This window comes from Coleofasciculus sp. FACHB-542 (genome assembly GCF_014695825.1).
Lineage (GTDB): Bacteria > Cyanobacteriota > Cyanobacteriia > Cyanobacteriales > FACHB-T130 > FACHB-T130.
Window position 1 is genome coordinate 102,458 of the sequence record NZ_JACJPB010000012.1, and the last position, 14,838, is coordinate 117,295.

Consider the following 14,838-nt stretch of genomic DNA (forward strand, 5'->3'; position numbering starts at 1 on the left):
ATGTAATTGAAGTTTTTTAGGTGTTGGAATCAAACGAAACCAGGCAACATCCCAAGTCAATCGCCCGACCAGCATTTGTCCTCTGGATTGCAGGATCTAGCTGATAAAGCACCGCCTTGCCATCTCGCGTCGCCGTCACAAAACCCTCTTCTCGCAAAACTTTTAGATGATGCGATAGCAAACTCTGTTGCAACCCCAGCACCGCATTCATCTCGCCAACGTGCTTAGGGCCACTCATCAGCAGTTCTAAAACCTCAAGCCGCGTTGAATCTGCCAAAGTTTTCAGTTTTTGGGCACAAAAGGACTGCGATGAGACTTTTTGGGTACTCATGGATTCACCTGTGTGAAGTTGGGAATTAACCCAGGCTTGACCTGGATTGATATCAACCTATATTTATATCAATAATCTTTTATTAATACCAGCTTAATTTTTTCTTAATCGATGCTGAGGTTGTGGGGAAAATTTAGATTTTTACCTGAAAAACCTAACCTCCTTCCCAAGGAGAGGTTCCCAAGTGCAAGCTGTTCTATAGCACTCCTAAATGATTCCTAAAGGCGAGACCCCCGACTTCGGGAGAGAAGTCGGGGGTCTCAAGAGCTGGCATCTTAAAACTCAAATAGGATTGCTAGAGCCGCTTTGTGCTAACTGGCTCTTCAGGGGAATTTCTATCCAGAACTCAGTACCCTGACCGGGTTGGGACATACATTTAAAGAAACCGCCGTGTTTTTCGACCACAATCTGGTAGCTAATGGAAAGTCCCAGACCTGTGCCTTTGCCAACTGGCTTCGTGGTGAAAAAGGGATCGAAAACTTGGCACTGCACGCCTGGACTCATGCCAGGGCCATTGTCACGAATCTGAATAACAACGCGGGAGACACCAGCTGGGTTGTCCTGCATCAGAAAAGTACGAATGGTAATCTGACTGGGTAAGTTTTTAATTTCCTCCAGCGATCGCGTTTCATCGCGTTGCTCTAGAGCGTCAATGGCGTTACCGATCACGTTCATAAAAACTTGATTCATCTGACCGGCGTAGCACTCGATAGGCGGTAAGTCTCCATACTCTTTCACCACGTCGATCTCGGCATGGTCTGGCTTGGCTTTGAGTCGATGTTGCAAGATTAACAGAGTGCTGTCGATGCCCGTGTGGATATCGACAGGTTTCCGCTCAGCCTCATCCAGCCGGGAGAAATTGCGTAAAGACAGAACGATCTGGCGGATGCGATCAGCTCCAACCTTCATTGATGAGAGCATCTGCGGAAGATCCGAAGTCAGGAACTCGATGTCAATCGCCTCTGCTCGATCCACAATTTCAGGATGGGGATTCGGGTAATGACGTTGGTAGAGTTCCATGAGTTTGAGCATATCTTGGGTATACTCATCAACGTGGCTGATATTGCCGTAGATAAAATTAACCGGATTATTAATTTCGTGAGCGACACCGGCAACCAGTTGACCCAAACTCGACATTTTTTCGGTTTGAATTAGCTGGCTTTGGGTTTTCTGTAACTCTTGGAGGGCACTAGAGAGTTGTTCTGCTTGCTGCTGGGTTTGCGCGAGGAATTCCGCTTGCTGTTGGTAGAGTTCGGCTTGCTGAATCGCGATCGCAGCTTGATCGGCAAGTTGTTGTAGCAGATCGACTTCCTCCGCCTTCCAAACTCTTGGCGCATGACACTCATGGGCAACCAGTAGCCCCCACAATTGCTCCCCTCTGCGAATCGGGACGACTAAATTGGCTTTCACCTGAATCTGTTCCAAGAATTCGACATGACAAGCTTGCAAAGAAGCTTGATGCACGTCGTTCATTGCCCGAACCCGTCCCCCCTGGTATAAGATTGCGTACTCTAAGGGAAAGCAGTTCTCGTCATATACCTGCCCCAGAATCGATTTTGTTTTGCCAGTGACCTCTTCGACAACCACCTGGCCTTGCCAACGCCGGGTGAACTGGTAAACGATCACTCGATCTGTATCTAACAGGTTTCGGACTTCGCGCACGATGGTTTGCAGGATTGTTTTTAGCTCCAAAGTGCTGCGGATTTGGTCGATGACTTGCTTAAGAACGCTTGCCCACTCCAAAGATTGTTGTAACTTGACTGTACGCTCTTGGACTTGACAATCGAGGTTGGCATTCAGACGCTGCACCTTTTGGTACAGTCCATACTGCTCAATCGCCATTGAGAAGCAATCGCCTAAAGTATCAGCGAGTTCAATCTCTTCCGGAGTCCATTGGCGCGATTGGCCTCTTTTTAGCTGTCGCCAAAGTTCAAAAGATTTCCGGGGATGAATTTGTCGCGCATCCGGGTCAAAATGCCCAGCCCATAAGGTTTCTGTGTCAATTTCATCTCGAAAAATTGTCAAGTATCCGACCAACTGTTGACGGTGTTGGAGGGGTACAATCAACACGCCTCGAATCAAAGTAGATTGAAATACAGTTTCAATCGATTGTAAATACGTTTGTTTATACAAGTCAGCGATCGCAATGATGCCACTGCTACCCCTAGCATTTGCGGTAGCGACAGGGTTTAAATTTGCTCCGCCTTTTAACCATTCTTGCCACAGAGGATGCTGCTCAATTAAAACGGATGAGGCAGGTACTGCTACCACTCCCGGTTCTACGAGCTTCAATTGATCGCCACAGGTGTACACTATCGCTGACAAGCCAGTAGTTTCTGGGGCGATGTACAGTCTGCCACCCGAACCTTGCAGCGCCCTAACGGTTTCCTCCAGGGCGGATTGCAGCTCAATGGTAGGGAGTGTATGCAGCAGGGTAGCGACACGGTTAAGCGTGACTTCCCGCTGAGCTTTTTCGCGGGTTTGGGTGAGTAAAGTAGATTGAGCGATCGCAATCGACACTTGATCGGCTACCATCTGGACAATTTCCAGTTCCCGTTCTGAGATTACTTGCGGTTGCGAGTAGTGACCGACTAAAAGCCCCCACAAGCGATCGCCATGCAGAATCGGCACCACCAGAGAAGACTGCACGCCCATTGCTTTGAGATATGCCACATGGCAAGGGTCTATAGGGCGATAGTGGATCTTTCTGGTTTCTAGGGATTCTCCGGTTTCTGGAGAATCCATTAGCGATAAACCAATGAGTCCTGACGCAACATTCACAATCGAACGCAGACGCACTTTCTGATAGAGTTCGCGTGCTTGGGGAGGAATGTCATCCGCTGGAAAGTTCAAACCTTTTAAAGACGGAAGGCGATTTTTATAAATAAATTCGGCAATCACTTCTCCACTTTCATCAGCATGAAACCGATAGACCATGACTCGGTCTGCTTCTAGTAACGAACTGACTTCTGCCACCGTTGCGATTAAAATTTCTTGTAATTCCAAGGATTGACGAATCCGGTTAGTGATTCGGTGCAGCAATCCTTCCCGCTCTAATTCTGACTGTAATTCTGGCTTTAAAACTTGCGTATTTTTACTGATGGTCATTTTTTCATCCACTACGCTTATAATATTTGTGCCTTTTTCCGCACTGTATCTATTTTCGGTGTACTGACTAAGTTCAGCCATACGTGAAAATATGGAACTTTTTTTAAAAATTAGTTTCTATACCAATCTAAAATGATTCGTGAAGGTGCGATTCCCGACTTCGAGAAAGAAGTTAGGATCTGAAGGTTTGTCTCACAACTAAAATAGGATTGCTATATATATGTTTTCGAGCGATTTTGAAATCGGGTTTTAAAATAATGCTGTAGATTTAGGGATTTTTTAGAAAATGAGTTGCTAAAATTCTATCCAGCTAAGGTTTCTAACTTTCTCGTCAGTGCGATCGCGCTTGATGAAGATTTGTTAGCTTAAACTCTAATTGGAATCTTGATAGCAAACTCAGCCCCTTGCCCGGGTGTTGAAGTACACTCCAACTGTCCCCCATGTTTTTCGGTTACAATTTGGTAGCTAATCGCTAGACCCAGCCCAGTCCCTTTGCCAACGTTTTTCGTTGTGAAGAAAGGATCGAAAAGTCTTGACTGAACCTCAGTTGAAATCCCTGAACCATTGTCAATTATTCGGATTTCTACTTGATTGTTCCCTGCGACTTTGGTGCGAATCAAGATGGTAGCGGGATTGCCTTTAATTTCTTCGATCGAGCGTTTATGATTAAACTCATCGAGAGAATCAATTGCATTTGTAAGTAAATTCATAAACACTTGATTTAGTTGTCCGGCATAACATTCTACTAAAGGTAAATTGCCATACTCTTTAATCACCTGAATCTCCGGATGTCCCGGCTTATCTTTTAATTGATTCTGTAAAATTACTAGCGTATTCTCAAGACCCTCATGAATGTCAACGGCTTTCATCTCCGCTTCATCTAAACGGGAGAAGTTTCTTAGAGATAGAACAATTTGACGAATCCGTTCGGCTCCAAACTTCATGGAAGATAGAATTTTCTGAAAATCAAGGAGCAGGAAGTCGAGTTCGACTTCTTCGATATAGTCTTGAATTTCCGGGGTAGGATTGGGGTAGCATTGTTGGTACAACTTTAAGAGTTTGAGCAAATCTTCCAGATATTCATTGGCAGGAGTGATGTTGCCATAAATGAAGTTGACTGGATTGTTAATTTCATGTGCAACTCCAGCCACCAGTTGACCCAAACTAGACATTTTTTCAGTTTGAATTAATTGAGTTTGAGTTTGTCTCAACTCAGATAGAGTTTGTTGTAACTCTTGAGCTTTGTCTCGGTATTGGGTTTCAGCCTTTTGAATTTCTTCAAACAAGCGGGCATTTTCTAAAGCCGTGGCGATTTGTCCGGCGAGGGTGTTGAACGTCTCTAGATCCGTTTGACTGAAGCGATCGCTTTCCTTGTCTTGAATGTCCAGCACTCCTAGTAGCGCCCCACGAGCAACTAAGGGCACCACTGCGGAAGAACCCATTTGGATGGGTTTCAAGTCTCCTGCTAGCCCTGCACTGTCCTGTTTATCCACCCAGATCGTTTGCTGCTTTCGGGCAGCAAGGGCGACTAAGCTGCGATCGTCAAGAGACAGACAGGCGCTTTCATCATGCCCAAGCATACCCTGATTGCCAGAGTCAGCCCGCCGGATGAGTTGATTCGTGGTTTGATCCAACAGATAAATTTGCACGTAGTGCAAGCCGAAGCGATTCTGCATGAGGGCGATCGCTTCGCGCAACAGCTTTTCCGGGTCTATAATCGCTTTCGACAGCTCGCTGACGGCAACCGTAACGTGCTGACTAACTTCCAGTTCGCGGGTACGCTCTTCTAGGCCTTGAAGCAATTTACCGACTTGTTCTGCCATCCCATTGAAACTCAACGCTAGCACCCCAATTTCATCCTTTGATTGGATAGAAGTACGAGCATTGAGGTTGCCAGCAGTGAATTGAGTCACTGTTCCAGCGAGATTAATCAGTGGCTTAGCCAGTAGTTCTCCGATCGTAATCGCCGCGATAATGACTACACCTGCAATAATCGCAGCCAGTAACAGCGTGTCGCGGGCTTGGGCTTCGATAGGCGCTAGAAATACCGCTTTCGGTTGGACAAAAACCACAAACCACGGTCGCGTCTTTAGCTTGGTAACTGCTGCTGCGTTCGGCTCGTTGTTTGTAGAGGATAAGGCGGTTGTAAAGTAAGGGGATGTTGCAGCGTTATCTAGACCTTGCTCAAAATCAGGCAAATTTGTCGAAAAGTCTGCCGTTTTCCCCTTGGGCAACCGTCCTTCTGCTTGCAGAGCCTTCACTTTAGCCGGTGGGAGCGGTGTAACCGATTTAAAATTTAACTCAGGTGAGTTCCCGTGAGCTAAACGAATATGGTTTTCGTCTAGCAAAATCGCAAAGGAAGCGCTTCCTCTCACTAGGTCGGTATTTTGACTAACCAATCGCTGGACAGCAGCAGCGTTATAACGGATACGTAAGACACCGATAGTATTTCCCGACGCATTTCGTACCGGACTACTGAAGTACAAACCGATCTCATTAGTACTTGGAGAAAACACAATGGGCGAGACATAGGGTAAGCCAGTTTTAAACGGTCGCTGAAAGTAATTCTGGTCAGATTTATCTGTACCGATATCTGGTGTATAGGTATCAATTACATCTCGCCCCTGACTATCGAGCAGCGCGTAGGACGAGATATTCAAAGTATCTTTACGGCTGAGCGAACGTAAAGCGCCCTCGACTTCTGAAGCGATACTTTGTCTCTGGTTAGCAGGTAAACTTAAGTACTTGGCGAAGACTGGCAACTGAGCTTCAACCCGGACAGCATCCAGATTCGAGTTTATAAAAGCATCTATACTCAGGGCAGTTTGAGAAGCAGATGTTAAGAGGGTTTGGTTAGCATTGTTCGTCAGCGTCTTTTGTGTGGCTCGCTGATTCAAGAAGGCTAGTAATGCTAAGGGGAGGAGTGCCACACCCAGGAAAGAAAAAATCAGCTTAGTGCGTAGGGTATAAAGTTGGAGCTGTTTCACAGTCAATTTACCTTTTGTAACTGCTGCACAAAGGACGGATCGATTAGTTTTTGAATATCCGGCGCAGCGCTTAGCCCTCCGGTACGAGTATAAAAGTCGGCGTACAATTTGGCTGTATGATACAGCGACTCTGTTGTTGAACCTGGAGTAAATGCCTTTAAGTTGTCTTGCAAATTAGACAACTGGATGCCATCTGTTGAAATAATTTCAGGTTTGATATTGAGGGTTTTGGCAATTATTGCTTTGCTTTCTTCTGGATTCGCTTTCCAGTAGTCTTGGGCTTGGAACCAAGCGCGAATAAATGCCTTTATATCTTGAGGGCGATCGCGTAGCACATTGCTGTGAAACACGATGACATCTGGAATTAACCCAGGAGTCTGCTTACTGGTGAATAGCACTTTAGCCCCAGATTTGACTGCTTGAGACAAATGGGGTCCCCAGGTTTGTCCTGCTTGAATTTCACCACTTTTTAAGAAAGCTGGAATTGCTTCCGCTTCTATATTGACTAAGCTGACATCTTGAGTAGAAAGACCTTTCGTTTCTAGTATCTTAGTGACAAACAGTTCTCCAAAATCATTTAACTTAGTGCCGATCCGCTTACCCTTCAAATCAGCCACGCTTTTTATATGGCGCTGAGCTACCATTGCGTCAGCACCCGCTGATTGATCGGTGACTAAAACGATTTTTGCATCTGGGTTTTGCCCAAGCCTACTCATAACGCTACCTAATGGCAGCGCAACCCCATCATTTTTATTAGCACTGAAGTTAGACAGGGGTAGGAGATAGTTTTCTGAAAAAATGGGTTCGACTTTAACACCCTGCGCTTGGAAGAATCCTTTTTCTTGGGCGATCGCCATCGGAAACTGTCCAGCCCAAAGATTATAGCTGACCCTAAGAGGCAAAGACTGTGGGCTGGAAGTTACGGTTGTCGTGCCATTGCAGGCGGTGATTAGCACAATGCTGAGTAATACAAGAGATACAAAGCGTAGCAATCGAGATTTCATGCTAAAACCTGTTGATGTGTGTGACTGAATACGGTCAACTTCCTGGCTGCAACTGCTGCACAAAAGACGGATCGATCAGTTTTTGAATATCTGGCGCAGCGGTTAATCCTCCAGTACGAATCGAGAAATCGGCGTACAATTTGGCGGTATGGTACAACGACTCTTCTGTGGAATCTGGAGTAAACGCTTTTAAGTTTTCTTTTAAGGTGGACAGCTGAATGTTATCGGTTGAAACGCTCTCCGGTTTAATCTTCAGCCGCTTAGCAATCAGTGATTTGCTTGCTTGGGGATTTGCTTTCCAGTAATCTTGGGCTTGGAACCAAGCTCGGACAAATGCTTTTATCTGTCCAGGGCGATCGCGTATTACATTGCTGCGAAACAAGATGACATTCGGAATCAACCTAGGTGTTTGCTTACTGGTAAATAGTACCTGCGCTCCGGCTTTCACTGCCTCTAATGTGTAGGGATACCAAGTTTGTCCGGCTTGAATATCACCGCTTTTTATGTGTGCTGGAATTGCTTCCCCTTCTATATCGACTAGCGTCACGTCATCGGTAGTAAGACCATTGCTCTCCAGCATCTTGACAACAAACAATTCTCCGTAGTCGCCTAACTTCACGCCGAGTCGCTTGCCCTTCAAGTCAACCACACTTTTAATATCACGTTGCACCACTACGGTATCAGCACCAGCCGATTGATCGGTTTCCAAGACAATGTGGATATCTGAGTTTTTCCCAATGATGCTCATCACACCACCCAATGTTACGATGATGCCATCATATTTACCTGCACTAAAATCAGAAACAACTCCTAAATAGTTTTCTGAATACACAGGTTCAACTTCCACCCCCTGTTCTGCGAAAAATCCTTGTTCTGAAGCAATCTCCATTGGGAAATATCCAGGCCACAGATTGTAGGCAATTCGCAGTGGTGGAAGCTCAGGTTTAGAGGTTATAAAGGTTCTGCCATTGCAGGCTGTAACTAGGAAAAGGCTGAGCAAAAAAAGAGACGCGAAGCGGAGAAATCGAGATTTCATCTTGAAAAACTGTTGATGTTTAACTGCATGGAATAACGCTTTTTTTCTCGTTAATTTCCTGCCTGCGACATCTGCACAAAAGAAGGATTAATCATTTTTTGAATATCTGGCGCGGTGCTTAATCCTCCGGTGCGAATATAGAAGTCGGCGTACAATTTGGCGGTATGGTACAACGACTCGGTTGTAGAACCAGGAGTAAATGCTTTTAAGTTGTCTTTTAAGGTGTACAACTTGACACCCTCAGTGGAAATTTCTTCAGGTTTGATGGAGAGCGTTTTCGCAATCAGTGCTTTACTTTCTTCGGGATTTGCCTGCCAGTAATCTTGTGCTTGAAACCAGGCGCGAATAAATGCTTGAATGTCTTTTGGGCGATCGCGTACTACTGAGGAACGAAACACGATTACACTCGAAATTAAGCCTGGTGTGTCCTTACTGGTGAATAATACTCGCCCTCCAGATTTGGTTACTTCAGATAAGTACGGTTCCCAAGTATGTCCCGCTTGAATATCCCCGCTCCTAAAACGTGCTGGAACCGCTTCTCCTTCTACGTTGACTAGGGTCAAATTATCGCTAGTCAAACCATGTTTCTGGAGCATTTCGCTGACAAATAATTCTCCATCGCCTAACCTGACTCCGAGGCGCTTGCCCTTCAAGTCAGCGACACTTTTAACCTCTGGGCGAACTACTATTGAGTCAGAACCAGCCGATTCATCAGTTGCCATCGCAATCTGTAAATCCGGGTTTTTCTCAATGATGCTCATCAAGCTACTTACTGTGATGGCAACTCCATCATATTGTCCAGCACTGAATTCAGACACCGATTCTAGAAAGTTTTGGACATAGACGGGTTTGACTTTGACCCCTTGAGCTGTGAAGAATTCTTTTTCTTGAGCGATCGCGATCGGAAACAGTCCAGGCCATAGATTGTAGCCGACGGTAAGGGGCTGAGTCTCTTTCTGGGAAGTCACCGTTGTCGTGCTATTACAAGCTGCGATCAGCACAATGCTGAGCAAAAAAAGAGACACGAAGCGGAAAAGTCGAGATTTCATAGAAACTATTTTTGTGACTTAACTGGGGTTATGCTGCCTTTTATCGCTGAACCGATTGACAGCTTTACGAATGTTCGATCCCAACTCTTGGGCTTCTATTGGCTCAAAGCCTTGTCATCGTTGGTTTTTCTCTCGCTAACTCAGGAGTTGAGCGATCGCCCAAAAGGAAGACCTGCAATAATCAGAGTTTGCATCAGTACCCTTCTTAGAATTCCCGATTTTCTTCGGGTTTTCACCATCTGTTCTATATCTTTAGTGGAGGGTGTGGGGATCGAAGCGGGTCGATTCCTTAGCGCTAGAGAGCCAACAAATGTAAAACACCTTGGCGTTGCCATTGGATTTGAAGGATGTGACAACGCAACTTGGTATAAGTATTAAATCAGCACCAATCAACAGATTGCTCTTTCCCAGCGCGAACTGACAAGTCAGCGCTAGGCTAACGCCTCGCTTCGGTAACGCGATCGCAGCCCAGAGGTAAGCGTTTTTGTCGAGTTGCAAGCAGTCCATGCATTTAAAATTCAGGGAGAATGCCCTATGACGATTTGGGTAAACGAACAGATCGATCCGTCTGGGATGATCCATGCCTGTATTGCCTGTTGTGATGAAGCGCAGGCAAAAGATTGTCATGAGTCCTACCAGCAAAATTTAACCGATTTCCAAAAGGAGTCCGGTTGGATCGCCAGATTGCGAACGGTTGATTCTTGGGATGAGGTGCCAGTGAATTCCCTGAAGCTGGATTAATTAAAGCGATCGCTGGGTAAAAAAACCGATTGGGTGGGGTGATCGCTCCCTACCCAATCGCCCGTTTATTCCTACTTGGCGCAGCCTTCCCCAGACAAATTTGGCGGCACCCTGGAGTAATGTGAATCCAGCCAAGGTTTTGTAGGCAATTTGTCAAGTTAGATATCGTTACACCAAGCTCCTCTACTAGCGATCGCCCTCTAGACTCGCACAAATCTACACTCGTTGCATTAGTCATGGGGAACCTAAAAATTATCAATAGACAATCAAAAATTTGATAGCGATAGCCGTGTCACAGGTAGTAAGGCTACTGAAATGTTTACTAGGCAAGGCTTACAGACATATATATAAGGATTGTGACTGGTAATTACGGCTTTTTTTGGGGTCATCGTAGCTGTAGTACCAAGCTGCAAATAGTGGTGCCTGATGGGAAAGCTTGAGCAAATCCTCTGCTATTACCCAGTCGATTATGGCAGATGTGTACGGGGTGGATGCACTGAACCTCACGGAAGAATTGAGGGAGGCTCGGAGGTTGCCCCGTTCATCATATACGGAACTGTTGAAAGCAGTTAACTGTCTGGCAAAGAGCTTGCTGGGAAAAACAACATGGTAGTGAGGGTTGATGTGCGTTGCTAAATCTGTCACGAATTGAAAGTTCATCGCAATGATTTCTTTGTAGTCAGAGGGGGAGTTTATTTTGTGGGACATATACTATTGCCTCTGTTGATAGTGATACTAAATCAATGGGTTACTCAAATGAGTTAAGACACCATCTTGATAACGGTAAGAGTAGCAGGAGCGGAACGGACACTCCACTACTTTCTTAGCCACACTGGTCTTATCGAAATAAGTTCTTGGGGTATGTTTGATAACCACTTGGGCTTTTGAGTTGATACACCCATGCTCATCAAGGCGAAAAAGATAAACTAGGTCATCGTAGCTGTAGTACCAAGCTGCAAATAGTGGTGCCTGATGGGAAAGCTTGAGCAAATCCTCTGCTATTCCCCAGTCGATAAGGGCAGATGTGTACGGGGTGGATGCACTGAACCTCACGGAAGAATTGAGGGAGGCTCGGAGGTTGCCCCGTTCATCATATACGGAACCCAAAAAAACTATGGTATTTGCTAGTCAAACGGAGGTTAGCTAATCACTGTAACCCTTGCGTATGCTACATTGCAGGCGATAACTAACCCCTGACACTTAGCAAGTTTCTTAAATTCCCTGCACTATGCTTCTTCTTCTAAGTGGTTACTGCATCCTTGTGGAACTTGCTTAACCTCTGATGATTCGTAATCAAAAATCTCACGACATTCACGGAATAATCCCTCTTTGCGGATTTTGTTTGGATATTCCAATTGGATAGACCCATACTTCCGTTGGTAGTTTTTTATGTTCTGATAGTCTTGATATTTAAGATAGAAGTGTTCTTTCTTATAAATTGCTTCCTCATAATGTTTCAACATTTCTTTGTAATTAATATGGTCATCGTCTACCTCACCTTTAGTAGTAATTCGGTGGTAGCGTTCAGTGGATAGTCCACATTTCTTCTGTGCGCTCTCATGCTCTTTTCTCTTAGCTTGGAACTGGTCTTGCGTGCGGAATGTAAACTGGGATAGATTGAATGCGTGAAAACTACGAACTTTTGGCTCGTAGTCTCCAGGTATAAGGGTTGAATATTGAAAGTGCGATTCGTAGCGCTGTCTGTAGCTTCCGCAGGAAACCATGTAACAATCAATGTATGGCATTGGAATCTTGACGCGCTCTGGACTTAGAGCCAACTCTTCTAAGTAATACTGCCTGAAAACTTTTCTCGCTTCACCTTGCTTAATTTTGTGGCTTCGTCGTTTGATGACTAATTCAGTGTCTTGGTACGGCTCAGGAGGTACTAAGACATAGTTTGCTACCCCATCAGTAACTATGCCAGTGTACAAACCTTTTGACTCAATTTCAAAGCGATCTAGAAATTTTGCTAACTCCTCTGATGGGAAATACTTTTTAAGATGCTGGTGAATTAGCTCATTATCTATGTACTTAATTAGAGCGGATTTATCGTGGCGGTGTGCCTCGGACTCACCGGGACGGTATTCCAAAACATCTTCACCATCCCAGTCATAACGTTCTGCCTCGCCAATAGCTACTAAATCCCAACCTTTACTATGGCGATCTCTACGGTTTGTACGAGTTGGAGAGAGTGTTCTATGAAGCAAATGATGGCTTGAATTCAGGGGTTGGAAGCTACCATTCTTGTCTCTTCCCACTACCACCTTGTTTAGACACCAAGATACTCCATCAGTAATGGTTTGAAAAGCACCTAAAGCAGTTTCCATGCACCAGGCTAGTAACCGTACATCACCTGTTACATTATTAGCCACAATGGAGTTACCCACATCAAAATGGCTGCTAGAAAGTACACCGTATACGTTATTAATCATTAGTTTTAACAACGTATTCATAGCAGATGATTTGTGTGTCCAACCCTCTTGGTCTTTTTTTTGATTACTCTTCCGCATTTCCCGCAATCGGTCGATCATTGGTTTCAAGTCAACTGCGGTCCATTCCTCCTTTTTATTCAGGTTATCAAGATTCCCATCTAAATCCTCTAATGATTTAAATTTTCTTGTGTTGTAGTAACCGCCAGCAACTACTATTCCTTTATCAATAATGTGGTTTCTTAGATTTTTGGTCGCGATATTATCTAGCCATAGGAATGTTGAACTGGTAAATGGAGCCTGATAGATTTCATGAGTGTAAACACGGGTTTCGCCCTGTTCGTTGCTATCCGCTTCAGTGAAACTTTTTGGGGCTGTGAATGAGGGAATGAAGTTTTGTGACTCTGGCAATTCACTAATAGACTCTGACTGTTCATCCTCCATAACAGTTACATAAATTAGCTCTAGCCCTTCGGCAGCATATAAATGGTGATTTTCTAAATATTCTTTAAAACTCATTTTCGGGACACTTGTCCAAGAACCCAAAGGTATCTTACTGTATGAAAGTGCTGTAGCATATGCTCCACTAATATCTGAGTCGCAGATCAAATTTTTGCTGGATATGTGTAAAGGCTGGGCACAGTAAGTTCTACCACCAATTACCTTTGTTAAAAGGCGCATTTCATGGTCAACAATGAATTTGTCCTTTAACTTCTTAGCTGCTGGTGACTGCAAGAAATTTTCAATACTTTCTTCATCAACACCAGCTATCTCCTTTTTTAAATTTTTGATGATACCTGCCGCAAGTAGGCTTCTTGATGAACCTAGCTTTAAATAACTCTTAATATTTTTTTCTTCTGTATTTGGAATTTTTTCTTTGACTTTTGCAACAATTGCTGACTCAAGAAGATTTCTAACAGTGGCACCAATTGTTAAGATAGGTACTTTTAAAAAATCTTTTAGTCCTAGCTCCCCATAAATTTCTTTTATAAGATTATAATAACTCACAATTATTTCATGACTAATACATTTTCCTTTAGCACATTTAGTAAATTTTCCCCAGTTATTCTCATACATAGATGCAATATCATCTTTTTCTTCATCTTTGATGTCGTCTTCATAGCTTAACCCAACGTTAGATGCAATTTCTGCTAAACTTGCATCACCATGAATAGCACAAATATCTATGACTTTAAGGCTAACTTTAAACTTTGGTATGAATTCATGTTTTTGATCTGAAGATTCCAAAGTTGAAGGAGGACCTATTAAAAGATAAGGCAACTCAATTCTGTAGTTCTTGCTAAAATATTTGCCTGCACGAAAAGATTTAGTATCATCAATAAATCCACTTTTTACTTTCTTTAGTAGCTCCTGAAGACCAGCCCCACCTAGCTTATGTTCACGCTTTACTTGATCAAATGTATATCTATGAAAAAGTTTAAATATATTTTTTCTTCCGGAAAAGCAGTATAAAACAATGTTAATAGTAGGATAGTTTTTATTTTTCACATCATACCAACGTCTGCCTTGCAAGACTTGGACTGTGAAACCGAAATAATCAATTAGCACCTGAAGCGGAATGAAGTCTACATTGGAATCTATCAATTTTGCTTCAGGTGCTTCAGGTTTATGTATTGGTGTATAAACTAAGGTATCATTGGCATCTTTCATGCTTACTAAGCGCATTTGAAGGCTTAAAAGCTTTGATGGATATTCATGATCATTTAAAGGTCTATTTTCCTTCGAGATGCTCTGACATTCTGTGCTAATACTTATGGGAAAGTGGATAAGAGTCTTTTTGAAATTTTCTTTCTCAAAAATTTTCTCAAGTTGTATTAGATCATCCTTTTTTTGATTTTTCTTTCTACTTTCTTGTTTTCCTAAAGTTTTGACTAACTTTTTAAGGAGTTGCTGATTTACAATATTTTCGTAAGTCAAGCCGTCATCAAGATCGAATACATTATCCCGATTTATTACAAAAAAGTTTTTTATATGCTGAAATTCTAGGCAGGACATATGTTGAATAGATGTGGATAGATGTAGATAGTTTGCTGTTTATTCCAGCTCATAGAGGGATACGGACAACTTAATTGCCTATGCCACTTTTTGCTTTGACCGCATGGCTTATCTGCGTTGACAAGGTATTCGTCCTA

General features: G+C 43.7%; 10 protein-coding genes. 1 reads left to right on the plus strand and 9 read right to left on the minus strand.

Annotated features, from left to right (window positions below):
- Window positions 1–16 precede the first annotated feature (16 nt).
- From H6F52_RS02605 to H6F52_RS02635, 7 genes are all read right to left on the minus strand, one after another.
- A complete protein-coding gene (locus tag H6F52_RS02605; protein WP_190414447.1) occupies window positions 17–331 on the minus strand; it encodes a metalloregulator ArsR/SmtB family transcription factor in 315 nt (104 codons plus the stop codon).
- A gap of 282 nt (window positions 332–613) precedes the next feature.
- Window positions 614–3,439, minus strand: coding sequence for a GAF domain-containing protein (locus tag H6F52_RS02610; protein ID WP_190531720.1), 2,826 nt, complete (start codon window positions 3,437–3,439; stop codon window positions 614–616).
- Between the two features lie 365 nt (window positions 3,440–3,804).
- Window positions 3,805–6,426, minus strand: a complete 2,622-nt coding sequence (locus H6F52_RS26310) for an ATP-binding protein (protein ID WP_190531723.1) — start codon at window positions 6,424–6,426, stop codon at window positions 3,805–3,807.
- Between the two features lie 2 nt (window positions 6,427–6,428).
- Window positions 6,429–7,430 (minus strand): ABC transporter substrate-binding protein, encoded by a 1,002-nt coding sequence (locus H6F52_RS02620; RefSeq protein WP_190414449.1) that lies wholly within the window; start codon window positions 7,428–7,430, stop codon window positions 6,429–6,431.
- 34 nt (window positions 7,431–7,464) lie between these two features.
- Window positions 7,465–8,466, minus strand: a complete 1,002-nt coding sequence (locus H6F52_RS02625; protein ID WP_190531725.1) for an ABC transporter substrate-binding protein — start codon at window positions 8,464–8,466, stop codon at window positions 7,465–7,467.
- 50 nt (window positions 8,467–8,516) lie between these two features.
- Window positions 8,517–9,515 (minus strand): ABC transporter substrate-binding protein, encoded by a 999-nt coding sequence (locus tag H6F52_RS02630; RefSeq protein ID WP_190531727.1) that lies wholly within the window; start codon window positions 9,513–9,515, stop codon window positions 8,517–8,519.
- Window positions 9,516–9,767: 252 nt separating this feature from the next.
- Window positions 9,768–10,022: a hypothetical protein gene (locus H6F52_RS02635; RefSeq protein ID WP_190531729.1), complete on the minus strand. Its 255-nt coding sequence runs from the start codon at window positions 10,020–10,022 to the stop codon at window positions 9,768–9,770.
- Between the two features lie 27 nt (window positions 10,023–10,049).
- Here H6F52_RS02635 and H6F52_RS02640 point away from each other — a divergent pair, with 27 nt between their 5' ends.
- Entirely contained in the window at window positions 10,050–10,256 is a 207-nt protein-coding gene (locus H6F52_RS02640; RefSeq protein WP_190526217.1) for a glycogen debranching protein, read from the plus strand.
- A gap of 333 nt (window positions 10,257–10,589) precedes the next feature.
- On the opposite strand, the gene H6F52_RS02645 is transcribed toward H6F52_RS02640, so the two are convergent.
- Both H6F52_RS02645 and H6F52_RS02655 read right to left on the minus strand, forming a co-directional pair.
- Window positions 10,590–10,916, minus strand: coding sequence for a hypothetical protein (locus H6F52_RS02645; RefSeq protein WP_190531732.1), 327 nt, complete (start codon window positions 10,914–10,916; stop codon window positions 10,590–10,592).
- Between the two features lie 566 nt (window positions 10,917–11,482).
- On the minus strand, window positions 11,483–14,701 hold the full coding sequence (locus H6F52_RS02655; RefSeq protein ID WP_206754022.1) for a hypothetical protein: 3,219 nt from the start codon (window positions 14,699–14,701) through the stop codon (window positions 11,483–11,485).
- Window positions 14,702–14,838: the final 137 nt, after the last annotated feature.

What these genes read in the sequence shown, in the direction of transcription:
- H6F52_RS02605 (WP_190414447.1), bottom strand. Translation starts at nt 331, where the DNA reads ATGAGTACCCAAAAAGTCTCATCGCAGTCCTTTTGTGCCCAAAAACTG.
- H6F52_RS02610 (WP_190531720.1), bottom strand. Translation starts at nt 3,439, where the DNA reads ATGACCATCAGTAAAAATACGCAAGTTTTAAAGCCAGAATTACAGTCA.
- H6F52_RS02620 (WP_190414449.1), bottom strand. Translation starts at nt 7,430, where the DNA reads ATGAAATCTCGATTGCTACGCTTTGTATCTCTTGTATTACTCAGCATT.
- H6F52_RS02625 (WP_190531725.1), bottom strand. Translation starts at nt 8,466, where the DNA reads ATGAAATCTCGATTTCTCCGCTTCGCGTCTCTTTTTTTGCTCAGCCTT.
- H6F52_RS02630 (WP_190531727.1), bottom strand. Translation starts at nt 9,515, where the DNA reads ATGAAATCTCGACTTTTCCGCTTCGTGTCTCTTTTTTTGCTCAGCATT.
- H6F52_RS02635 (WP_190531729.1), bottom strand. Translation starts at nt 10,022, where the DNA reads ATGGACTGCTTGCAACTCGACAAAAACGCTTACCTCTGGGCTGCGATC.
- H6F52_RS02640 (WP_190526217.1), top strand. Translation starts at nt 10,050, where the DNA reads ATGACGATTTGGGTAAACGAACAGATCGATCCGTCTGGGATGATCCAT.
- H6F52_RS02645 (WP_190531732.1), bottom strand. Translation starts at nt 10,916, where the DNA reads ATGAACTTTCAATTCGTGACAGATTTAGCAACGCACATCAACCCTCAC.
- H6F52_RS02655 (WP_206754022.1), bottom strand. Translation starts at nt 14,701, where the DNA reads ATGTCCTGCCTAGAATTTCAGCATATAAAAAACTTTTTTGTAATAAAT.